This is a genomic window from Fundidesulfovibrio agrisoli (genome assembly GCF_022808715.1).
Classification (GTDB): domain Bacteria; phylum Desulfobacterota; class Desulfovibrionia; order Desulfovibrionales; family Desulfovibrionaceae; genus Fundidesulfovibrio; species Fundidesulfovibrio agrisoli.
Map to the genome: position 1 here is coordinate 61904 of NZ_JAKZKX010000017.1, position 22801 is coordinate 84704.

Annotated in this window: 16 protein-coding genes; 9 read left to right on the top strand and 7 right to left on the bottom strand. The window is 69.4% G+C overall.

Annotation, left to right across the window (positions count from 1 at the left end; genetic code table 11):
- Positions 1 to 2 precede the first annotated feature (2 nt).
- Positions 3 to 1307: a phenylacetate--CoA ligase family protein gene (locus MLE27_RS12710; RefSeq protein WP_243312452.1), complete on the top strand. Its 1305-nt coding sequence runs from the start codon at positions 3 to 5 to the stop codon at positions 1305 to 1307.
- Positions 1308 to 1432: 125 nt separating this feature from the next.
- Positions 1433 to 2572 carry an iron-containing alcohol dehydrogenase family protein gene (locus tag MLE27_RS12715; protein WP_243312453.1) on the top strand — a complete coding sequence of 380 codons (1140 nt, stop codon included), beginning with the start codon at positions 1433 to 1435 and terminating at the stop codon, positions 2570 to 2572.
- A gap of 136 nt (positions 2573 to 2708) precedes the next feature.
- Here the strand turns inward: MLE27_RS12715 and ahcY are convergent, their stop codons facing one another.
- From ahcY to MLE27_RS18200, 5 genes are all read right to left on the bottom strand, one after another.
- Positions 2709 to 4133, bottom strand: coding sequence for an adenosylhomocysteinase (gene ahcY, locus MLE27_RS12720; protein WP_243312454.1), 1425 nt, complete (start codon positions 4131 to 4133; stop codon positions 2709 to 2711).
- A gap of 10 nt (positions 4134 to 4143) precedes the next feature.
- On the bottom strand, positions 4144 to 5052 hold the full coding sequence (locus MLE27_RS12725; RefSeq protein WP_243312455.1) for an ArsR/SmtB family transcription factor: 909 nt from the start codon (positions 5050 to 5052) through the stop codon (positions 4144 to 4146).
- Positions 5049 to 6248, bottom strand: coding sequence for a benzoate/H(+) symporter BenE family transporter (locus MLE27_RS12730; RefSeq protein ID WP_243312456.1), 1200 nt, complete (start codon positions 6246 to 6248; stop codon positions 5049 to 5051). The genes MLE27_RS12725 and MLE27_RS12730 overlap by 4 nt, the downstream gene beginning before the upstream one ends.
- A gap of 93 nt (positions 6249 to 6341) precedes the next feature.
- Positions 6342 to 7937 carry a sensor histidine kinase gene (locus MLE27_RS12735; protein WP_243312457.1) on the bottom strand — a complete coding sequence of 532 codons (1596 nt, stop codon included), beginning with the start codon at positions 7935 to 7937 and terminating at the stop codon, positions 6342 to 6344.
- A complete protein-coding gene (locus MLE27_RS18200) occupies positions 7924 to 9171 on the bottom strand; it encodes an HDOD domain-containing protein (RefSeq protein ID WP_243312458.1) in 1248 nt (415 codons plus the stop codon). The genes MLE27_RS12735 and MLE27_RS18200 overlap by 14 nt, the downstream gene beginning before the upstream one ends.
- Before the next feature lie 129 nt (positions 9172 to 9300).
- Between MLE27_RS18200 and MLE27_RS12745 the strand changes: the two genes are divergently transcribed.
- Positions 9301 to 9948, top strand: a complete 648-nt coding sequence (locus MLE27_RS12745) for a precorrin-8X methylmutase (RefSeq protein WP_243312459.1) — start codon at positions 9301 to 9303, stop codon at positions 9946 to 9948.
- A gap of 154 nt (positions 9949 to 10102) precedes the next feature.
- On the opposite strand, the gene MLE27_RS12750 is transcribed toward MLE27_RS12745, so the two are convergent.
- Complete coding sequence (locus MLE27_RS12750) at positions 10103 to 13102, bottom strand: sensor domain-containing protein (protein ID WP_243312460.1); 3000 nt, start codon at positions 13100 to 13102, stop codon at positions 10103 to 10105.
- 7 nt (positions 13103 to 13109) lie between these two features.
- On the bottom strand, positions 13110 to 14210 hold the full coding sequence (gene ychF / locus MLE27_RS12755) for a redox-regulated ATPase YchF (protein WP_243312461.1): 1101 nt from the start codon (positions 14208 to 14210) through the stop codon (positions 13110 to 13112).
- A gap of 178 nt (positions 14211 to 14388) precedes the next feature.
- Between ychF and MLE27_RS12760 the strand changes: the two genes are divergently transcribed.
- From MLE27_RS12760 to MLE27_RS12785, 6 genes are all read left to right on the top strand, one after another.
- Positions 14389 to 16179, top strand: coding sequence for a transporter substrate-binding domain-containing protein (locus tag MLE27_RS12760; protein ID WP_243312462.1), 1791 nt, complete (start codon positions 14389 to 14391; stop codon positions 16177 to 16179).
- Positions 16176 to 17588 carry a sigma-54-dependent transcriptional regulator gene (locus MLE27_RS12765; protein ID WP_243312463.1) on the top strand — a complete coding sequence of 471 codons (1413 nt, stop codon included), beginning with the start codon at positions 16176 to 16178 and terminating at the stop codon, positions 17586 to 17588. The genes MLE27_RS12760 and MLE27_RS12765 overlap by 4 nt, the downstream gene beginning before the upstream one ends.
- Before the next feature lie 393 nt (positions 17589 to 17981).
- A complete protein-coding gene (locus MLE27_RS12770) occupies positions 17982 to 19412 on the top strand; it encodes an anion permease (RefSeq protein ID WP_243312464.1) in 1431 nt (476 codons plus the stop codon).
- A gap of 74 nt (positions 19413 to 19486) precedes the next feature.
- Positions 19487 to 20320 (top strand): fumarate hydratase, encoded by an 834-nt coding sequence (locus tag MLE27_RS12775; protein ID WP_243312465.1) that lies wholly within the window; start codon positions 19487 to 19489, stop codon positions 20318 to 20320.
- On the top strand, positions 20320 to 20874 hold the full coding sequence (locus MLE27_RS12780) for a fumarate hydratase C-terminal domain-containing protein (RefSeq protein ID WP_243312469.1): 555 nt from the start codon (positions 20320 to 20322) through the stop codon (positions 20872 to 20874). The genes MLE27_RS12775 and MLE27_RS12780 overlap by 1 nt, the downstream gene beginning before the upstream one ends.
- A gap of 100 nt (positions 20875 to 20974) precedes the next feature.
- The gene (locus tag MLE27_RS12785; RefSeq protein WP_243312466.1) at positions 20975 to 22621 is read left to right on the top strand and encodes a cache domain-containing protein; all 1647 of its coding nucleotides are present in this window, start codon (positions 20975 to 20977) and stop codon (positions 22619 to 22621) included.
- Positions 22622 to 22801: the final 180 nt, after the last annotated feature.

A 22801-nucleotide genomic window follows, 5' to 3' on the forward strand; every position in this document is an offset into this window, starting at 1 on the left:
CCATGTCCACTCCCCAGCGCTTCATCCCCCATCTCTCCGAGGACGAACTGGCCGCACGGCAGACCGAGGGCCTGAACTGGACCCTGAACCACGCCTACGCGGGCTGCCCCGCCTACCGCGAGAAGCTTGCCGCCAGCGGCTGGCAGCCGGGCCAGGCCCTGACCCTGGACGACCTCCGGCGCCTGCCCCTCACCTCCGTGGAGGACCTGCGCCAGGGCTACCCCCTGCCCCTGCTCTCCGTGCCGCAGGAGCAGGTGGTGCGGGTGCACGCCTCCTCCGGCACCACGGGCAAGCGCAAGGTGCTGGCCTACACCCAGGGCGACATCGACACCTGGAAGCACATGTTCGCCCGCTGCTACGAGCTGGCCGGGCTCACCGCGCTGGACCGCGTGCAGATCGCCGTGGGCTACGGCCTCTGGACCGCCGGGGCGGGCTTCCAGCTGGGCTGCGAGCACTTCGGGGCCATGGCCGTGCCCGTGGGCCCCGGCAACATGGAGATCCACCTGCAGCTCCTGGAGGACATGGGCACCACCGTGCTCTGCTCCACCGCCTCCATGGCCCTGCTCATGGCCGAGGAGGTGCACAAGCGCCGCCTGAAGGACAAGATCGCCCTCAAGAAGGCCATCTTCGGGGCCGAGACGCACTCCGACAAGATGCGCGAGCGCATCCACGAGATGCTCGGCGTCCAGGAGAGCTTCGACATCGTGGGCATGACCGAGCTGTACGGCCCGGGCACCGGCCTGGAGTGCTCCGCGCACCACGGCATCCACTACTGGGCGGATCTGTACATCCTCGAGATCCTGAACCCGGAGACGCTCGAGCCCGTGGCCCCGGGCGAGATCGGCGAGATGGTGGTCACCACGCTGCGCAAAGAGGCCGCGCCCCTGATCCGCTACCGCACGCGTGACCTGACCCGGCTCATCCCCGGGGAGTGCCCCTGCGGCGTGAGCATGCCGCGCCACGAGCGGCTGCTGGGCCGCTCGGACGACATGATCATCTTCCGGGGCGTGAACATCTACCCCGGCCAGATCGCGGCCGTGATCGAACACTTCAAGGAACTGGGCAGCGAGTTCCGCATCCAGCTCTTCCGCAAAGGCGGCAAGGACCAGATGCTCCTGCAGGTGGAGCGCCGCCCCGAGACCGACCCCACGTACGACCAGAACCTCTCCAACGCCGTGTCGGAGGAACTGCGCAAGCAGGTGATGGTGCGGGCCTGGGTGGAGGTGGTTGGGCAAGGCGAGCTGCCGCGCAGCTTCGGCAAGACCAAGCGCGTGGTGGACGACCGCGAGAGCGGCGAGCAGGGGTGAGGGGCCATCTGTCTGATATCGCCCGGCTAGGCCCGAAAAGGGGTGTTCGCCAAAGCCCCACGGCCATTCTTATCGTCATCTGACCTCGCCGCGCGCAAGCAGCGCGTGCGTCCAGGAGTTCCCGCATGAGCACCTCCACCGCCGATTTCTTCCTGTCCCCCCCGCGCATCGTTTACGGGCCGGGTTCGCTCTCCTGCCTCGGCGGCGAGGCCGCCAAGCTCGGGCGCAAGGCCCTCGTCGTCACCGGGCGGGGTTCCTCGGCCAAGAGCGGCAGCCTGGAGAAGGTCCGCCAGGCCCTGCTGGGCGGCGGCCTGGAGGTGACGGTGTTCGCGGAGGTGGAGCCGGACCCGTCGGTTGCGACGGTGGAGAAAGGCGTGGCCCTGGCCCGGGAACGCGGCTGCGACCTGATCGTGGCCCTGGGCGGCGGCAGCCCCCTGGACGCGGGCAAGGCCATCTCGCTCATGCTGGGCAACCCCGGCAGCATCCAGGATTACGAGGCCAGCGCCCCGGAACGCTCCGGACCGCCGGTCATAGCCATCCCCACCACCGCCGGAACCGGCAGCGAGGTCACGCGAATCGCCGTCATCACCGACACCGCCGCGAAGAGGAAGACGCCCATCTTCGGGGACATGATGGTGCCCGCCCTGGCCATCCTGGACGCGGAGCTGACCGTCTCCATGCCCCGCCACGTGACGGCGGCCACGGGCATGGACGCCCTGACCCACGCCATCGAGGCCTATCTCTCCAGGAAGGCCAACCTGCTCACGGACCCGCTGGCCCTGGCCGCCATCAGCACCATCGCCGCCAACCTGCCCGTGGCGCTCGACTACCCGGAGGATCTGGAGGCCCGGCAGGAGATGCTCCTGGGCCAGCTCCAGGCCGGGCTGGCCTTCTCCAACAGTTCGGTGGGGCTGGTGCACTCCATGTCGCGCCCGCTGGGGGCCATGTTCGGCGTGCCGCACGGCGCGGCCAACGCCATGCTGCTGCCCGCCGTGACGGCCTACAATTTGTCGCGCTGCAAGAAGCGGCTGGGAGGGGTGGCGCTGGCCCTGGGCTGCCGCGAGCCCTCGGCCAAGGCCGCGGTGTGGGCGCTCAAGGATCTGTTCGCGGAGACGGGGCTGCCCGCGAAGCTCTCGGACTACGGGGTCACGGAGGAGGCCATCCCGGCCATGAGCGAGGACGCCCTGGCCGCCGGGAGCTCGCGCCTGAACCCGCGCCAGCCCGAGCTTGCGGATATCGAGGGGATTTATCGTTCGCTGCTGTAGGCGTACGGCGTCTGCTCGCCGAACGCCCCAACACCGGTCAGACATTCATTTCTCCCGATGAGGCGTCGCCTCGACCGGGAAACGTCGCATAGGCCTGACGGCCCTCCTAAGCGAGGAGGACCGTCAGGCCGTGCCATTAATAGCGGTAGTGCTCCGGCTTGTACGGGCCGTCGGCGCTCATGCCCATGTACTTGGCCTGCTCGGGGGTCAGGCGCTCGAGCTGCGCGCCCAGGCGCTCCAGGTGCAGCCTGGCCACTTCCTCGTCCAGGATCTTGGGCAGGGTGTACACGCCCACCGCGTAGTCCTTCTGGGCCAGCTCGATCTGGGCCAGGGCCTGGTTGGTGAAGCTGTTGGACATGACGAAGCTGGGGTGGCCGGTGGCGCAGCCCAGGTTCACCAGGCGGCCTTCGGCCAGCACCAGGATGGAGTTGCCGTTCTTCATGGTCCATTTGTCCACCAGGGGCTTGATCTCCACCTTTTTGCAGTGGGGGGTGGACTCCAGGTAGTGCATGGCGATTTCGGAGTCGAAGTGGCCGATGTTGCAGACGATGGCGCCGTCGCGCATCTTTTCCATGTGCGAGCCGTTGATGACGTCGAAGCAGCCCGTGGCGGTGACGAAGATGTCGCCCATGGAGCATGCCTTGTCCATGGTGGTCACTTCGTAGCCTTCCATGGCGGCCTGGAGCGCGCAGATGGGGTCGATCTCGGTGACGATCACGCGCGCGCCGAAGCCGCGCATGGAGTGGGCGCAGCCCTTGCCCACGTCGCCGTAGCCGGCCACCACCACGACCTTGCCCGCAACCATCACGTCGGTGGCGCGCTTGATGCCGTCCGCCAGGGACTCGCGGCAGCCGTAGAGGTTGTCGAACTTGGACTTGGTCACCGAGTCGTTGACGTTGATGGCCGGGAAGAGCAATTCGCCGTCCTTCATCATCTGGTAGAGGCGGTGCACGCCGGTGGTGGTCTCCTCGGAGACGCCCTTGATCTTGGCGGCCATGCGCTGGAAGCGGGTGGGGTCGGCCTTCACGGAGGCGGCCACGCGCTCCTGGATGATGGCGAACTCCTTGTTGTCGGAGGGCTTGTCCAGGATGGAGGGGTCCTTCTCGGCCTTGACGCCGTAGTGGATGAACAGGGTGGCGTCGCCGCCGTCGTCCACGATCAGGTCGGGGCCGGAGCCGTCGGGCCAGGTCAGGGCCATCTCCGTGCACCACCAGTAGTCTTCCAGGGTCTCGCCCTTCCAGGCGAACACGGCGGCGGTCTTGGCCTCGGCGATGGCCGCGGCGGCGTTGTCCTGGGTGGAGTAGATGTTGCAGCTGGCCCAGCGCAGGTCCGCGCCCAGCTCGTACAGGGTCTCGATGAGCATGGCGGTCTGGATGGTCATGTGCAGGCTGCCCGCGACCTTCAGGCCCTTGAGCGGCTTCTGCGGGCCGTACTTGGCGCGCACGGCCATGAGGCCGGGCATCTCGTTCTCGGCGATGACCATTTCCTTGCGGCCCCAATCGGCCTGGGACATGTCGGCGACCATGTTGGACAGGGTCAGGTCCAGGGGTTTGACGCTCATTGCGTTCTCCTTACTTTTCGGGCCGCAGGGCATCGAAAATGCCCAGCTCCAGGCCCAGTTTTATGCTGTGTCGTTCCATGCCGTTCGCCGCGAACCCGGCCTGTTCCAGCCAGGAGCGCACTTCGGCGGGGTCGAAGCCGAGCCAGCGGTCGCCGTAGCGCTGCCGCATGAGCTCGGCGTCATGCTTGAGATAGTCCACCACGATGAGCCGCCCGCCCGGGGCCACCACGCGGCGCGCCTCGCGCAGGGCGCGGGCGGGGTCGGAAAGATGGTGCAGGGTCAGGCTCAGCACCGCGATGTCGGCCTCGGCGTCGGCCAGGGGCAGGTGCTCCAGCTCCCCCACGCGCAGGCTGGCGGCCTCCAGTTCGGGGGCGCGCCGGGCCAGCTCCAGCATGGCCGGGGAGGCGTCCACCCCGATGAGGCGCCGGCACTTGGCCGAAAGCGCGGCCAGCAGCTCGCCCGGGCCGCAGCCCAGGTCCGCGATGACGCCGCACAGGGGCAGGCGCTTGAGGATCAGGCCCTCCAGGTCCAGGTCGCCCAGCACCTCGCGGCGCATGGCCCGCCAGTCCGGCGCGATGGCGTTGAAGAAGCTGCGCGTCTCGCGTTTGCGGGCCTCCAGTACCTCGCTTGCACGCTGGAGGTCCTCCTTGGGGCCGCAGTCCGCGATGAGCGGGGTCACGGCTTCGAGCAGCGCGGAGGGCTGGGTGCCGTAGAACACCCACAGCCCATCGCGCCTGGCCGTGAGCAGCCCGGACTCCACCAGGATGCGCAGATGGCGCGAGATGCGGCTCTGGCCCATGCCCAGCACGGCCACGATCTCGCCCACGTTGAGCTCGTGGCGGGTCAGCAGGCGCATCAGGCGCAGGCGCGTCTCGTCGGCCAGGGCCTTGAAGGCCGCCAGGCAGGGACAGCCGCTCACGGGTGCGTCCTGGTGAGGATGCGGTCGGCCAGCAGGCCGCCGATCAGGCCCCAGAAGGCGGAGCCGATGCCGAAGAAGCTCACCCCTGAGATGGTCAGCAACAGGGTGACCAGGGCGGCCTCGCGCCGGGTGGCGTCCTCCATGGCCTGGGAGAGGCCCGAGGCTATGGCCCCGAACAGCGCCAGCCCCGAGACCACGGCGATGAGCGCCCCGGGCAGCGCCGTGAACAGGCCCACCAGGGCCGCGCCGAACACGCCCACAAGCAGGTAGAAGACGCCGCAGACCACGGCCGCCACGTAGCGCCGGGCCGGGTCCGGGTGGGATTCGGGGCCGGTGCAGATGGCCGCCGTGATGGCCGCCAGGTTCACGCCGTGGCAGCCGAAGGGGGCCAGCAGCGTGGAGGCCAGCCCCGTGACCCAGACCAGTGGGTTGCCGGGTGTGTGATAGCCGCTGGCGCGCATGACGCCGAGGCCCGTGGCGTTCTGGCCGGTCATGGTCACCAGGAACAGGGGCAGGCCCAGGCCCACCACCGCGCCCGGGGTGAACACCGGCGGGGTGAACACGGGCGTGGCCAGGGAGGCGTGCACGGTGGAGAAATCAAGCGCGCCCTGGGCCCAGGCGGCGACGAAGCCGGAAAAGAGCGTGCAGACGATGGCGTAGCGCGGGGTGAGCCGCTTGGCCGCCAGGTAGGCCGCCACCATGACCCCGGCCAGCAGCGGGGCCTTGGCCAGGTAGCCGAACACGTCCACGCCGAAGCGCAGCAGGATGCCCGCCAACATGGCCGAGACGATGGGCCGGGGGATGCGGTCCATCATGGCCTGGAACACGCCGCTGGCCCCTGCCACCGTGATGAGCGCCCCGGCCGCCACGAAGGCCCCGATGGCCTCGGGGTACGGATAGGCCGCCCAGCCGGTCGCCAGCAAGGCCACCCCGGGGGTTGACCAGGCCGTAACCACCGGGTCGCGGTAGCGCAGCGAAAGCCAGATCCCCGTGACGCCCGAGCCGATGCAGATGGCCCAGATCCAGCTGGAGAGCTGCGCGGGCGAGAGGTTCGCGGCCGAGGCGGCCTGGAAGATGATGGCCGCCGGCCCCCCGAAGGAGACGGCCACCGCCACCAGCCCGGCGGTGACGGCCGAGAGGGAGGCGTCCTTGAAGAGGGACCGAGAAGCGGTGGGTGTATATGCGGCTATGCTCATGCGTGAATCTTTATATCAAGATATGTTGATATACTGTTTAGCGGCCTTCCCTTGGGTGGTCAAGGAAATTCGTGAGGAGGGGACGGAGGGGAATCAGCCGGGCCGGTGCACGGGCAAGGTGAAGCTGAACACGCTGCCGCCGCCCTGCCCCGGCTCCACCCAGATGCGCCCGCCGTAGTGCTCCACGATGTGGCGGCAGATGGCCAGGCCCAGGCCCGTGCCCTTGGGCTTGTCCTTGAGGGTGTCCTTGCGGTCGTGCTGGTGGAATTTGTCGAAGATCTTCTCGGTCTCTTCCGGGGAGATGCCAGGGCCGGTATCCTCCACGCAGACCACGAGCATGCCGCGCTCGTCCACCCCGGCCTCCACGAGCACGTGGCCCTCCTGGGTGAACTTGATGGCGTTGTCCAGCAGGTTGATGAGCACCTGGTGGATGCGGTCGCGGTCGGCATGGACCACGGGCAGGGTCACGGGCAGGTCCAGCCGGAGCTGCACGCCCGGCCTGTTCTCCAGGCGGCCCTCCACGGCCATGACCGCGTCCGCGGTGACGTCCACCACGTCCAATATCTCGTCGCGCCAGACCATCTTGCCGGACTCTATCCGCGAGAGGTCCAGCACGTCGTTGATGAGCCGGGTCAGGCGTTCGGACTCCTTCTCCACGATGTCGAGGTTGCGCAGGATGCGCTCGGCCTTGGGCTGCAGGCTGCCGCCCGGCTCGGGGGTGAAGAACTTCTGGAAGTCCTTCTCGATGAGCTTGGCGAAGCCCAGGATGGAGGTCAGGGGCGTGCGCAGCTCGTGCGACACGGAGGAGAGAAAGCCCGACTTCAGGCGCTCCAGCTGCTTGAGCTGCCGGTTGGCGGCCTCCATCTCGGCCACCTTGCGGAACAGGGCCTTGGTGCGCACCTCCACCTTGTTCTCCAGGCGCTGGTTCAGGGCTTCCAGCAGTGCCTCGGCCTTCTTGCGGCTGCGCACCTCGTCCTTGAGGCGGTCCATGGCGCTCTTGAGTTCGGAGGTTTTCTCCTCGATGAGGCGCTCCTGGCCGTCGCGGATGAGGCGCAGCTCCCCCTCGGAGGCGGCCAGGCGGTCGACCTTCTCCTCCAGGGCCTGGTTCATGTCCTGGATGCGCCGGTAGAGGTAGTGGCTCTCCAGGGCCTGGGCGGTGTTGTTCAGGATGATGGAGAGGATGGAGAGGGTCACCTCGCTGACGCCCCCGGCCATGTCCCCGAGTTCGGCCACGAACATGCCCCTGGTGCGGGAGGCCGTGGTGACCACGTGCAGCAGGCGGCGCGACCCGCCAGAGCACAGGGGGGAGAGCACCGCGCGCTTCTCGCGCAGGGCGAAGGCGAAGCAGCCGTCGTCTATGCGGGCGTCGACGAATTCCTGCAGTTCGGGCTGCGCGGAAGCCGGCTGGCACAGGGCGAACCTGAACGAGGAGTCGGCCTCGTCCACCAGCATGATGCCCATGCAAGTGAAGGGCAGAAGCCCCGCGATGCGCTCCAGGCACAGGCGCAGGATGGGCTCCGGCCCGTCCAGCCGGGCCATGCTCATGGAAAAGTCGGAGAGGGCCGCGGCCTGGTCCAGGGCGTCCAGCGCGAAGCGCGTGGTGCCCTCCAGGTGCCTGACGGCCGCCGGTTCCTCCGCGTTGTCGCCGAGGCCCCCGGCCAGGGAGATTTTTTCGCTAGTTGGCGCCATGGCTCATGAACACCCTTTCCAGGTGGTCCAGTTGGTTCTCCACCCGTTCGAAAACCGTGCAGGCCACGCCGGAGGGCGCGCCAAGGCGGTCGAAAGCTTCCGTGGAGAACGGCATGAGCACGGTCTGGCCGCCGGAGCCGAACACCAGGGCCTCCGCCAGGAAGTCCGCCGTGTGCACGATGGCCGCCTCGCGCACCTCGGGGCAATTGAGGGGTTTGTGGTGGTAGCCTGCGGCCTGGACCAGCCCGGGGGGCAGCTTCCAGGTTTTGAGCAGGGCTGCTCCGGCCTTGGCGTGGTCCAGGCCCAGGATGTGGCGCTCGGCGGCGCAGAGCGTCCAGCCCTGCCCGCGCGCAAGCTCCAGGGCGGCGCACTCCTTGCGGGGTTCGCGCAGCAGCAGGAGCAGCAGACCCACGTCGTGCAGCAGGCCGCCCACGAAATAACGCTCCGTGTTGGGCAGCCCCACGGCCGAGGCCAGGGCCCGCGCCCCGCAGGCCGTGGCCAGGCAGTGCCGCCAGAAGCCGCGCACGTCCAGGGAGGCGTGGGAGACGTCCTTGAAGAGGTCCATCACGGCCATGCCCAGGGCCAGGGCCGAAAGCTGCTGCACGCCGATGATGGTCACCGCGCGGGAAATGGTGTCGATGCGCTGGGAGAAGCCGTAGAACGGGCTGTTGACCACCTTGAGCAGCCGCGCGGAGAGCCCGGGGTCGCCCTGGATGATCTCGGCCAGTTCGACGGGGAAGGCGGAAGGGTCGTCCATGACCTGCGCCAGCCGGGCCAGCACCTCGGGCATGGCCCCGATGACGGGGTTGGATTCGGCCAGGGCCTTGGGGTCCAGCGGGGCCTGCGAGGGCGGGCCTTGCAGCGGAAGAGGGGTGACGCCGGGGGGCACGCGAAAGCTGTCGCCCCGGTTCAGCCGGGCCTCCAGCCGGGCCACCGCCAGGCGGTGGACGTCGCCGACGAAGGGGTGGGATGCGGGGTTGTTGGCCAGCCTGAGGGCCACGATCTCCCGGGCCAGAGCCGCGTTGCCCGGGTCTGCGTCCTGCTGCGGGTCATCGGCGGCGCCATCACCGGCGCAGGACGGCTCTTCGCCCAGCACCGCGACCTCGGCCACGCCCCAGGCCTTGAGCACGGAGATGAACCGCTCCGTCAGGAGGGTTCCCTCGCCCATGAGCAGCCTGCCGTTGACGTCGCGCACGGGCCTGGTCAGCGTCAGGCCGGGCCGAAGCTCGCTCACCCACATGCCACAACTCCGTCCGGCCCTGCTTCAAGGGCCTCACATCCTTGCATTCCGAAAGAGTATACATGGACAGCAGGGCGGATGCAAACCCTTGGCGAGCGGCCCGAAACGGCGTAGGCAGGCTCCATGACGAATCCAGACATCAAGGCCCCCATGCTCCCTGAAGAGATCGAGCGCCTGAGCTTCTCCATCATCGACTCCGAGGTTCCCGAGCCCCGCCCCTTCACGGGCCTGGAGTGGGAAGTGGCCCGCAGGCTGATCCACACCTCCGCCGACTTCGAGATGCCGTCCTTGCTGCGTTTCTCCCCCGGAGCCGTGGACGCGGGCGTGGCCGCCCTGCGCGCCGGGGCCACCATAGTCACGGACACCTTCATGTGCCTCAAGGGCATCCCCCGGCGGCGCATGGACGCCCTGGGCTGCCGCACAGTCTGCTTCATGGAGGATCCGGACGTGGCCGAAAAGGCCCGCGAAGCCGGAACCACCCGGGCCAGGATGGCCGTGGAGGCCGCCGCCGGGCTGGCGGGGCCGCTGATCTTCGCGGTGGGCAACGCGCCCACGGCGCTGCTAAGGCTCATGGAGTTGATGGATGAGGGCCGGCTGGCCCCCGCGCTGGTGGTGGGGATGCCAGTGGGCTTCGTCAACGCGGCGGAGTCGAAGGACATGCTCATCGCGCGCGGCGACGCGCCCTATGTGGCCCTGGCCGGGCGTAAGGGCGGCTCGGCCCTGGCGGCGGCCTGCGTCAACGCCCTGGCCGAGGCGGCGCTCAGGCGCTAGGAGCCTGTTGCAAAATTCCCGCTGGCTGCGTTGCTTCAAAAAAGTCAAACCCTCGCGTATGTCAACTACGCGTCGGGCCTGACTTTTTCTTGCGCCTTGCCAACGATTATTTTGAACAGGCTGAATTGATCGATTCAGGCCTGGAGTGAGCAGCCTAATCGGGCTGGGCCAGCGCCGTCTTGAGGTATTCCTGCGCGGCCCCGGCCCCCAGCGGCCTGGCGAAGAGGTAGCCCTGGCCCAGGGCGCAGCCCATGTGGCCGAGCGTCTCCAGCTCCTCCCGGCGCTCGATGCCCTCGGCCACCACGGAAAGCTCCAGGCTGGCGGCCAGCTGCACGATGGCCCGGACGATCTGGCGGTTGTCGCGGTCGCTGTCCAGGTTGCGCACGAAGGAGCGGTCCACCTTGAGGGCGTCCACCGGGAAGCGGCGGAGGTAGGCCAGGGATGAGTAGCCCGTCCCGAAGTCGTCGATCATGATCTGCAGCCCGAGCTTCTTCAGCTCGCCAAGCATCTCCACGGCGCGCTCCGCGTTCTGCATGACCACGCTCTCGGTGATCTCAAGCTTCACCGCCCCGCTGGGCAGGCCCGAATCGCGCAGGATGGCCCCCACCCGTTCGGTGAGGTCCGCCTGCATGAACTGCCGCCCCGAGAGGTTGACGCTCACGCTGAGCCCCTGCGCGCCCGGAATGGAGGCGCGCCAGCGGGCCAGTTGGGAGCAGGCTTCGGAGAGTATCCACTCGCCCAGGTTGAGGATCAGGCCCGAGGCCTCGGCCACGGGGATGAACTCGGCCGGGCTCACCAGCCCACGCTCCGGGTGCTTCCAGCGCATCAGGGCCTCGAACCCCGTGGGCCTGCCGTCCGGCAGGGAGACCAGGGGCTGGTAGGCCACGAAGAGCTCCCCGCGCTCCAGGGCGCGACGCAGGTCGTTCTCCAGGATCAGCCTGGAGCGCACCTCGTTGTGCATGGCCTGGTCGAAGATGCAGCTCTCGCCCTTGCCCAGGGACTTGGCCTTGAACATGGCGGTGTCCACGTCGCGCAGCACGTCCTCGGAGCTTTTGTAGCCCCCTTGGCCCAGAACCACGCCCACGCTGGCGGAGACGAAGAGCTCGTAGCCCTGCAGGTGCTCGGGGCGCGAAAGCTCCCGGCGGATGCGCTCCACCAGCTCCAGCGCGGCCCCGGAGCAGTCGCCCGCCTCCAGCAGCACGGCGAACTCGTCGCCGCCCATGCGCGCAAGCATGCCCCGGGGGCCGATCGTCCTGCGCAGGCGCAGGCTCACGGCCATGAGCAGGTTGTCGCCCAGGGTGTGGCCCAGGCCGTCGTTGACCACCTTGAAGTCGTCCAGGTCCAGGAAGAGCACGGCGAAGTCATGCCCGCCGCCCTGCCTGGAGAGGGCCGCGTCCAGCCTGAGCTTGAACTGGGCCCGGTTGGGCAGGCCGGTGAGCTCGTCGAAGAAGGCCTGGCGCTTGAGCCGCTCCTGGGCGCGCACGCGATCGGTGATGTCCTCGAAGACCACAACCGCGCCGGAGAGCTTGTCGCCAGAGAACAGGGGCGTGGAGAAATATTCCACCGGGAAGCTGGAGCCGTCCTTGCGCCAGTACACTTCGTCGGTGATGTGGCGGAACTTGCCGTCCTTGAGCGTCAGCTCCAGGGGGCACTCCTCCAGGGGATAGACCGAGCCGTCCGGGCGGGTGTGGTGGAAGAGCCAGTGCGCCTCGTGCCCCAGCAGCTCGCTCGAAGAAAATCCGGTGATCCTCTCCACGGCCGGGTTGGCGAAGCTGATGCGCCCCCGCAGGTCCAGCCCGAAGATGCCCTGGCTCACCGAGTTGAGTATGGCCGCGTTGCGCTCGCCCAGGGCCTCCAGCCGCTGCTCGGCCTGGAGGCGGGCCACCGCCTCGGAGAGCACGTTGGCCACGGCCTGCAGGGTGTGGATCTCGTCCTCCGTGAAGCGCCGGGGGGAAAGGGAGTGCACGCCCAGGGTGCCGTAGGGCTGCTCCGCCCCCAGGATGGCCACGCTCATGCCGCTGACCACGCCGTGTTCGCGCATGATCCGCGATGGCCTGAAGCGGCTCTCGGTGTCGATGTGCTCCATGATGACCGGCGCGTTGGACTTGAGCGCCAGCCCGGAGTGCGAGGCGTCCAGCGCCACCCGCGCCGTGCCCACGCTGCCCGGCCGCCAGCCTACGCCCGCGCGCAGCAGCAGGTCGCCCTCCGGGGTGAGCTCCAGCATGGTGGTCAGCTCGACGCCGAACAGGGTGGATACCAGCCTGCAGGTCTTGTCCATGAGCTCGTCCAGGCTCTGGCTGGCCAGGGCGAACAGCCCCAGCTCCGCCACCACGCCCTGCTGGAAGGCCTGCCTGCGCAGGTGGGCCATGTTGCCGCGCTGCTGGGTGATGTCGCGGGCGAAGACGGCCACCCGGGTGACCGCCCCCGCGTCGTCGAACACGGGCAGCAGGTTGTTGTCGAATATCAGCGCCTCGCGGTTGTCCTCGAAGCGCATGGGCTGGCCGCTCTCGATCACCCGGCCGACGCGGGCCATCCGCTCGCGGGCCACGTCCGCGGACATGAACTCGGCCATGTTGCGCCCAATCACGGAGCGGGCGTCCTGGGAGGCCATCTTGCGGGCTCCGTGCTCGTTGATGTCCAGGATGGTGCCGTCGCGGTCCAGCAGGAACATGGAGTCGAGGATGGCGTCGAGCAGGGCGCGGCTGTCTCGCTCCTTGCTTCTGAGCGCGTCCAGGGAACGCCGGTTCAGCTCTTCCCGCTCGGTCACCAAGGCGGTGACGTCAACCAGGAGCAGGGTCATGCCGGAGGGCGCGCCGGGCAGATGCGCGGCCGCCGCCAGGATGCGCCTGGTTTCCCCGGGCGCGGGCAGCTGCAGCTCGCCCCGGGAGGGCTCGGCCTCGGTGCAGGCCTCCAGCAGGGCTTCGAGCGGAGCGCGGCAGGCTTGGGGGAACAGTTCGAAAACCGGCGCGCCGGAGCCTGGTACGGCCGCGCCGAGCAGGGCCTCGAAGGCGGGGTTGGCCATGAGCACGCGGCGGGAGGCGTCCAGCACGGCCACGGCCTCCCCAAGGGAGGAGGCCATGACGCCGCAGCAGGCTTCGTCCCAGGGCCAGCGGCCTTCCGGCGCGGGGGTCTTGGGCTGGTCCGGTCCGGTCATGATGGGCTCACACGTTGAACAGGAAGTGGATCACGTCCCCGTCGCGCACCACGTACTCCTTGCCTTCCAGGCGCAGCACGCCCGCCGAGCGGCAGGCCGCTTCGGAGCCGTTGGCCACGTAGTCGCTGTAGGAGATGACCTCGGCCCGGATGAAGCCGCGCTCGAAATCCGTGTGGATGGCCGAGGCCGCCTTGGGGGCCTTCCAGCCGTCTTGGATGGTCCAGGCGCGGACCTCCTTTGGGCCCACGGTGAAGTAGCTGATGAGCCCGAGCACCCCGTAGCCGGTGCGGATCACCTGATCGAGGCCGGAGCTTTCGACCCCGTAGGATTCCAAAAATTCCTTGCGCTCCGCGTCGTCGAGGCCGCCCATCTCCTCCTCCATGCGGGCCGAAACCTTGACCACGGGCGAGCCGGTCTTGGCGGCGTGGGCGCGCACGGCCTGCACCTCGGGGCCGTCCTCGCCGAGGCCGTCCTCGGACACGTTGGCGCAGTAGATCACCTTCTTGGCCGTGATGGGGCCCATCTCCGCGAAGAGCTCGGCCATGGCGGCCTCGTCGGAACCAGGCATGGAGGAGGCGGGCTTGCCCTCCATCAGGTGTGCCAGCAGCTTCTCGGCCGCGGCCAGCTTGGCCTGGTGTTCCTTGCCGGCCTTGGCCTGCTTGCGCAGGCGGTCCATGCGGTTCTCCAGGGCCTGGGCGTCCGCCAGGATCAGCTCCGTCTCGATGACCTCGATGTCTTCAAGCGGGTTCACGCCGCCGTGAACGTGCACCACGTCGTCGTCCACGAAGCAGCGCACCACGTGCAGGATGGCCTGGGTCTCGCGGATGTTGGCCAGGAACTTGTTGCCCAGGCCCTCGCCCTTGCTCGCGCCCTTGACCAGGCCCGCGATGTCCGTGAACTCCACGGTGGCGGGCAGCACGCGCTGGGGATTGGCGATGCGGGCCAGGGCGTCCAGGCGGGGGTCGGGCACGGGGGCCACGGCCTTGTTGGGCTCGATGGTGCAGAAGGGATAGTTGGCGGCCTGGGCGTTCTGGGCCCTGGTCAGGGCATTGAACAGGGTGGACTTGCCCACGTTGGGCAGCCCGACGATGCCTATGGAAAGAGACATGGCGATCACCTTGGAGATGCAGGGATTATTGGGCGCGCACAGGACTGCCCTCGCGAGCGCGGCGCGCAACGCGGGCACATAGCGCGGCTCGGCCCCGGAGTCCAGCACTACCGGAGCCCCTTGGCTTGCGGCCCGGGCTTTGGTATCGCCGCCCGAGGCGCACCGCGCCGCCCAAGCCATGCCCAGCATACAACCGACCCAACGCCCTTCGCTTACGGCCCTGGCCGCCTGCCTGCTGCTGGCGGCGCTGGCCCTGCTCGCCCCGGCGCGGCCCTGCCCGGCCCAAAGCAGGGAGATCCCCGGCGTGAGCCGCCCCATCGTCATCGGGGGCGACCGGGACTACCCGCCCTACGAGTTCCTGGACAAGAACGGCCAGCCCGCGGGCTACAACGTGGACCTCAGCCGGGCCATCGCCGAGGTCATGGGCCTCACCGTGGAGTTCCGCCTGGGGGCCTGGGCCGAGATGCGCGCCGCCCTGGCCCGGGGCGAAGTGGACATCCTGGAGGGCATGTCCTACTCCGAGGAGCGCCTGCAGGAGGTGGAGTTCACCCCGCCGCACACCACCGTGGTGCACTCCGTGTTCGCCCGCAAGGACCTGCCGCCCGTCTCCTCCCTGGAGGACCTGCGCGGCCGCAACATCGTCATGCACCGGGGCGGCATCATGCACGACACCCTGGCGGGCATGGGCTTCACGGACGAGCTGCACTTCAGCGACACCCCGGCCGACGCCCTGCGCATGGTGGCCTCGGGCCACTGCGACTACGCTGTCACGGCCATGCTCCCCGGGCTCTACATCATCCGCGAGAACAAGCTGGACAACCTCTACGTGGCCGCCAACTCGGTGGCCACGGTGCGCTACGGCTACGCCGTGAAGAAGGGCAACACCGCCCTCAAGGAGCGCTTCAGCGAAGGCCTGGCCATCATCGACAAGACGGGCAAGTACGAGCAGATACGCCAGAAGTGGCTGGGCGTGCTGGAGGCCCGCCCCGTGCAGTGGGAGGCCGTGCTCTACTACGTGGGCGCGGTGGTGGCCCCGCTGGTGCTGCTGCTCGGGGCCACGGTGCTCTGGTCGCATTCGCTCAGGCGCAAGGTGGCCGAGCGAACGCGCTCCCTGACCAACGCCCTGGACCAGCTGGGCCGCAACCAGCAGCAGCTGGTGCAGGCGGACAAGATGGCGGCGCTGGGCATCCTGGTTTCGGGCGTGGCCCACGAGATCAACAACCCCAACGGCCTGATCCTGCTGAACATCCCCATCCTGCGCAAGGTCCAGGCGGACACGGCCCGCATCCTGGACGAGCACCTCGCCCGGCACGGGGAGTTCCGCCTGGGCGGCATCCCCTACGAGCGCATGCGCCGCGAGCTGCCCGCCATGCTGGAGGAGATGTTCGACGGCGCGCAGCGCATCAAGCGCATCGTCAACGACCTCAAGGATTTCGCCCGCAGCGACGAGGCCCGCGCCCGTGAGCCCGTGGACGTCAACCAGGCCGCGGGCAAGGCCGCGCGCCTGCTGGACCGCGCCATCCGCCAGGCCACGGACCGCTTCTCCCTGGACCTTGGCCAGGGCCTGCCCCCGGTGCTGGGCAACGCCCAGCGCATCGAGCAGGTGGTGGTCAACCTGTTGCTCAACGCCTGCCAGGCCCTGCCGGACCGCACCCGCGCCGTGACCCTCGCCACCCGCTACAACCGCGACTCCGATTGCGTGGAGCTCACCGTGCGCGACGAGGGCGTGGGCATCGCCCCCGAGCACATGCCCCACCTCACGGACCCCTTCTTCACCACCAAGCGCGCCCAGGGCGGCACGGGCCTGGGCCTCTCCGTGTCGGCGGGCATCGTCAAGGACATGGGCGGCGTGCTGGAGTTCCAGTCCAGCCCGGGTCACGGCACCGCCGCGACCCTCTCCCTGCCCGCCGCGCAACAGGCTTCGCAGCCGGGCCCGGCTCCCGGCGTCCCGGAGGAGCAACTGCCGTGAACACACCCTCCCCTTCCTTCACGATCCTGCTGGTGGACGACGAGCCCGCCTGGCTGCGCTCCATGGCCCTGACCCTGGAGAGCGCCGCGGGCATCACCAACACCCTCCCCTGCCAGGACAGCTCCCAGGTGATGGGCATCCTGGAGCGCGGCGGCGTGGGCCTCGTGCTCCTGGACCTGAACATGCCGGGCCTCGGCGGCGAGGAGCTGCTGGCCCTGATCGCGGAGCGCCACCCGGAGATCGCCTGCATCGTGGTCAGCGGCATGGACCAGCTGGCCGGGGCCATCCGCTGCATGAAGCTGGGGGCCTACGATTATCTGGTGAAGACCGACGAGGAGGAGCGCATCGTGGGCGGCGTGCTGCGCGCCGTGCGCATGCTGGAGCTACGCGACGAGAACCGCGAGGTGGCCAGCCGCCTTGTCACCGGCGGGCCGCGCCAGCCCGAGGCCTTCACCGGCATCGTCACCCGCAGCCGGGCCATGCGCGCCATCTTCGCCTACGTGGAGGCCGTGGCCGCCAGCCCCCAGCCCCTGCTCGTCACCGGGGAGAGCGGCGTGGGCAAGGAGCAGCTGGTGCGCGCGGCCCACGCCCTGAGCGGGCGCGCCGGGCCGCTGGTGGCCCTCAACGCCGCCGGGCTGGACGACGCCGTCTTCGCGGACACCCTCTTCGGCCACGTGCGCGGGGCCTACACCGGCGCGGACGCCCCCAGGCGCGGCATGATCGAGGAGGCCGCCGAGGGCACCCTGTTCCTGGACGAGATCGGCGACCTGAGCGTGGCCTCGCAGGTGAAGCTCTTGCGCCTGCTCCAGGAGGGCGAGTTCTACCCCCTCGGCAGCGACCAGCCCCGGCGCATCCGCGCCCGCATCGTGGTGGCCACCCACTGCGACCTGGCCGCCAAGGAGGCCGCCGGAACCTTCCGCCGCGACCTCTACTACCGCCTGCGCACCCACCACGTGCACGTGCCCCCGCTTCGGGAGCGCAGGGAGGACATCGAGCCCCTGCTGGCCCACTTCCTGGACGAATGCTCCCGGGAGCTGGGCCGGCCCAGGCCCGCCCTGCCGCCCGAACTGGCGCGGCGGCTGGCGGCCTACCCTTTCCCGGGCAACGTGCGCGAACTGCGGGCCATGGTCTACGACGCGGTGAGCGTGCGGCGCGGCGCGGCCCTGCCCCAGGAGCCCTTCCTCAAGGCCCTCGGCAGATTCGCCCCTGAAACCGGAGCGCAGCCCGGAGCGGAGAACCCCTTCGCCGCCTTCGAGAACCTGCCCAGCCTCTCCGAGGCGGCCCGCCTGCTGGTGGACGAGGCCATGCGCCGCTCGGGCGGCAACCAGACCCTGGCCGCGCGGCTGCTGGGCATCTCGCAGCCCGCGCTGAGCAAGCGCCTGAAGCTCAGCCGCCACGACGGGGCCTGAGCCCCCGCGCCGGGCAAGCCTGGCGACGCGCGCCCCTTGGCGCACTCCGCCGCAAAGCCGCCCCGCCCGCGTTCCCTGTGGGCGGCGCTGACGCTCATGCGCTTCTGCCACGCCATAACCAGGGTTATGGGGTCGCAACCGGGAAATAACCAGCCCAACTACTTGTAATCACAGCTATTATCTCAGAAGGTCCGCAAGGCCATAACTTTGGTTATGACCGACCAGGCCTTCGTCCGCCCTCCACGCAGACGCAACCACCTATCATTTCAGGATAAATCCACCCCGTGCCGATTTGGCATCGTCCCTGCTTAAAGGGAGCGCCGCACCCCGCCAGTGGCGGGCAGGCGGCGGACCAAGATTCCGGGCATAGCAACCTCAAGCACAGGAGTGGAAATGAGCCTGAACTTCAAGGCCCTTGCGCCGCTGATCGTCGGGGCGGTGTTGTGGGCGCTGCCGGTTCCCGCCGGGCTGGCCCCCAACGCATGGGCGTATTTCGCCATCTTCGCGGCCGTGGTGGTCGCCCTCATCCTGGAGCCCATCGCTCCGGCCCTGGCCGGCCTGGCGGGCGTGACCCTGGCGGCGCTCTTCAAGCTGGTGCCCATGGCCGCCGGCAAGGACCCCTCCGCGGCCGACGCCATCAAGTGGGCGCTCTCGGGCTTCTCCGACGGCACGGTCTGGCTGATCTTCGGCGCGTTCATGTTCGCCCTGGGCTATGAGAAAACCGGCCTTGGCAAGCGCCTGGCGCTGTCGCTCATCAAGGTCATGGGCAAGAAGGCCCTGGGCCTGGGGTACGCCGTCGCCCTGGCGGACCTGATCCTGGCGCCGTTCATGCCCTCCAACACCGCCCGCAGCGGCGGCACCATCTTCCCGGTCATCAAGAACATCCCCCCGCTCTACGGCTCCACCCCGGAGGACAACCCGCGCGGCCTCGGCGGCTACCTGATGTGGACGGCGCTGGCCACCACCTGCGTGACCTCCTCCATGTTCCTCACCAGCCTGGCGCCCAACATCCTGGCCCAGTCCCTGGTGGAAAAGACCACCAAGGTCGTGCTCAACTGGAACGACTGGTTCATGGGCTTCCTGCCGGTGGGCATCGTGCTCTTCGCCATCACCCCGCTGCTGGCCTACATCCTCTACCCGCCCACCAAGAAGTCCTCCGACGACGCCCCCATCTGGGCGGGCAACGAGCTCAAGAAGCTGGGCTCCATCACCTCCCGCGAGATCCTCATGGCCGTGCTGGCCCTGGGCGCCCTCCTGAGCTGGATCTTCCTGAAGGACCAGGTGCAGGCCACCACCGTGGCCCTTGCCGCCATCTGCCTGATGGTGGTGTTCAAGGTGGTCAGCTGGGACGACGTGATCGGCTACAAGCAGGCCTGGAACGTGCTGGCCTGGTTCGCCACCCTGGTCACCCTGGCCGACGGGCTGAACAAGGTGGGCTTCCTGGCCTGGTTCGCCAAGAGCATCTCCGGCTCCATGGTGGGCCTCTCGCCAACGGCCACCATGGTCGGCCTGGTGCTGGTGTTCTTCCTGAGCCACTACATGTTCGCCAGCGTCACCGCACACGTGGCGGCCATGCTGCCCGTGATGCTGGCCGCCGCCATGAACGTGCCCGGGCTGGATATCAGGCTGGTCTCCATCCTGCTCTGCGGGACGCTCGGCATCATGGGCGTCATCACGCCCTACGGCACCGGCCCCTCCCCCATCTACTACGGATCGGGCTACGTGAAGGGCAAGGACTTCTGGATCCTCGGCCTGGTGTTCGGCATCGTCTACCTCGGCGCGTTCCTGCTCATCGGCTTCCCCTGGAACCTCGCCCGGGCCTAGGCGCGGCGATTCCCGTTTCCCTCCTCGCGTCCCGGGCGGCTTCGGCCGCCCGGGGCCCCTCCCAAGGAGACACCATGCGGGTCATTTCATCCCAAAGCGTCGAGGACGCCGTGGCCGGGCTGTGCGTCACGGCCAACCGGCACCTGCCGCCGGACGTGCGCCGGGCCTTCCTGCACCGCCAGGCCGCCGAAAGCCCGCTGGGCAGAGAGGCCCTGCGCCAACTGCTGGACAACGCCGAACTGGCCGGGCAGCTGGGCCTGCCCCTCTGCCAGGACTGCGGGTTGGCCGTGTTCTTCGTGGAGCACGGCGAGGACGCGCGCGTTCAAGGCCTGCCGGTGCGCGAGGCCGTCAACCGGGGCATGGTCCGGGGCTACCGCGAAGGCTACCTGCGCAAGTCCACCTGCGACCCCTTCACCCGCGACAACCCCGGGGACAACTCCCCGGCCGTGGTGCATTTCGACATGGTGCCCGGCGATACGCTGCGCATCTCCATGATGGTCCAGGGCGCAAGCGCGGAGTATTCCCGCGCCGCCATGCTGGACCCGGCCCTGGGCGTGCAGGGCGTGCGCGAGTTCGCCATCCGTGGCGTGGCCGAGGCCTGCCGGGGCGTGTGCGCCCCCATGGTGGTCGGCCTCGGGGTGGGCGGCAGCTTCGAGTGGGCCGCGCAGGCTGCCGCTCGCGCCCTGCTGCGCCCGCTGGACATCGAGAACCCCGACCCCTTCCTGGCCGGGCTGGAGCAGTCCCTCACACAGGCCGCGAACCGGCTGGGCGCAGGGCCGCTGGGCCTGGGCGGGGCCACGACCTGCCTGGGCGTGAGCGCCCTGGCCGCGCCCTGCCACCCCGGCACCCTGCCCGTGGCCCTGGCCATCCAGTGCCACTCGGCCCGGCGCGGGGAGGTGACGCTGTGATCCGCACCCACGCCCTGTCCACGCCCCTCAGCGCCCAGGCCGCCTCGGAGCTGCGCAGCGGCGACGTGGCCTACCTCACGGGCTTCCTGCTGGCGGGGCGCGAACCGGCCCACCAGCGCCTCCTGGAGGATCTGGAGCGCGGCAGCCCCCCGGTGGAGCTGGAAGGGGCCGTGATCTACTACGTGGGCCCCAGCCCCATGACCCCGCAACGGCCCATCGGCGCGGCCGGGCCCAGCTCCGCCTGGCGCATGGACCCCTACACGCCGCGCCTGCTCCAGGCCGGAGTGCGAGCCACCATCGGCAAGGGCGCGCGCGGCCCCGAAGTGCTCACTGCCATGCGCCTTCACGGGGCCGTGTACCTCGCCGCCACGGGAGGTGCCGGGGCCCTGCTCTCGCTGTGCGTGCGGGAGGTCAGCATCGCGGCCTACCCGGAACTCGGGCCAGAGGCCCTGCACCTGCTGCGCGTGGAAAAGTTCCCCCTGACGGTGGTCAACGACAGCCTGGGCGGCGAACTCTACGCAGCGCCGGACCTGGACGCCGCCCTTCACGGCTAGAAGGGCTCCGAACCGATCGAAAACCGCCCCGAAGCGGATGCTTTCCGCCCCGCCCCGTGCTATGGGTGCCTAAACAGCATCCGCCGCCCTCGGGGGACCAATGCTCCGACGCTTCTCCATCTCTGCGCGCCTGTTCGGCCTTGCCGGGCTCGTGCTGCTCTCGGCTGTGGGCACCCTCGTGGTGCTGGGCCTGGCTTCCACGCGCCTGGAAAAGATGATGGTCCGGCACACCCAGACCACCCTGCTCGAATCCGAAAAGATCAAGATCAAGGCCCTGACGCACTCCATGTCCCTGGCTCTGGCCAACGCCATGGCCGACATCCCCGACGAGGCCAAGCGCACCAGGCTGGCCCGCAAGGCCGTGGACCCCGTGCGCTTCGAGGACGACGCCTCCGGCTACTTCTTCATCTACCGGGGCACCACCAACGTGGCCCTGCCCCCCCGCCCCGAACTGGTGGGGCGCGACCTCAACGACTTCGTGGACCGCAACGGCGTCTACTACGTGCGGGAGCTGGCCCGCCAGGCCGAGTTGGGCGGCGGTTACGTGCATTACGTCTTCACCAAGCCCGACGGCGTGCTCGAGGAGAAGGTCAGCTACGCCGAGCCCATCCCCGGCACGGACCTCTGGATCGGCACCGGGGTCTACCTGGACCGCGTCAACCGGGAGATGCGCTCCATCGCCAACGTGGTCACCGAGCTGTTCGAGACGGTGCTCGGCGCGGCCGCCGGGGCCACTGTCCTGATGATGGCGCTGCTCTGCCTGGCCTGCCTGGCCATCGCCCACAGCGTGGTGCGTCCGCTGGCGGAAGTGACCGACGCGGCCGAGCGCATCGCCGGGGGCGACCTGGACACCCGGCTCTCCGCCGGAGGCCGCGACGAGGCCACCCGGATGCAGGCCGCGCTCAACCGCATGACGCAGATCCTGCGGCGCAACATCAGCGAGATCGAGGCCCGCCGCCAGGAAGCGGAGGACAAGGCCAACCTGGCCCAGCAGGCCCTGCGCGAGGCCCGCCGCGCCGGCGAGGAGGTCGTGGTGCAGGTGGCCCGGCGCATCGAGAGCCTGCAGAAGATATCCTCCTCCGTGGCGCACCAGTTGCGCAACCCCACCACCATCATCGGCGGCCTGGCCGGGCTGCTGCTCAAGAAGCCCACCCTGCGCGAGCGCTACCTGGACTACCTCGACGGCATCGTGGAGGCCGCCCGGCGCATCGAGCACATCACCGCCGCCGTGAAGGAGTACAGCGCCATCCGCCTGGGCAGGCTCAGCCCCACCTCCGGCGCGGACCTGCTGGAGAAGGCCCGGACAGCCGCCGAGGCCCTGGCCCAGGCCATGAACAAGCAGGTGGTCTGGACCCTGGAGGACGACGGCTCCGTGGTGCGGGCCGACGCCGAACTGCTGGCGTTGGCGGTGCGGGAGGTGGCCATCAACGCCGTGGAGGCCCTGGAAAAGGACGAGGGGCACATCGCCATGAGCTCCCGGCGAGAGGAGGAGTGGCTGGTCATCACCGTGCAGGACGACGGGCGCGGCATCACCGCCGAGGACATGCTCTACGTGCTGGACCCCTTCCACAGCACCAAGCCCGTGGGCGTGGGCATGGGCCTGACCAAGGCCCAGCGAATCCTGCAGGAGCACGGCGGCTCCATCAGCGTGGAAAGCTCCCCGGGCAACGGGACCACGGTGCGCATGCGCCTGCGCACGGACCTCAGGGAGCTGCCCGTGCCCGGCGGGGAGCCGGTGGCCGTGTAGGCGGGGGAATGGGTGGAGGCGCCTCCGGCGGCCAAAGGGCCTTCGGCCCTCTGGACTCCCGTATAATTGGGTTTGAGTCTCCCAGGTGGCCTGCGGGGGGACGGCGCACGCCGATATATTTGAAGAACATCGTCCTGCGCCGTCCCCCCGCAGGCCACCTTGGAGACACCGCGGATCACG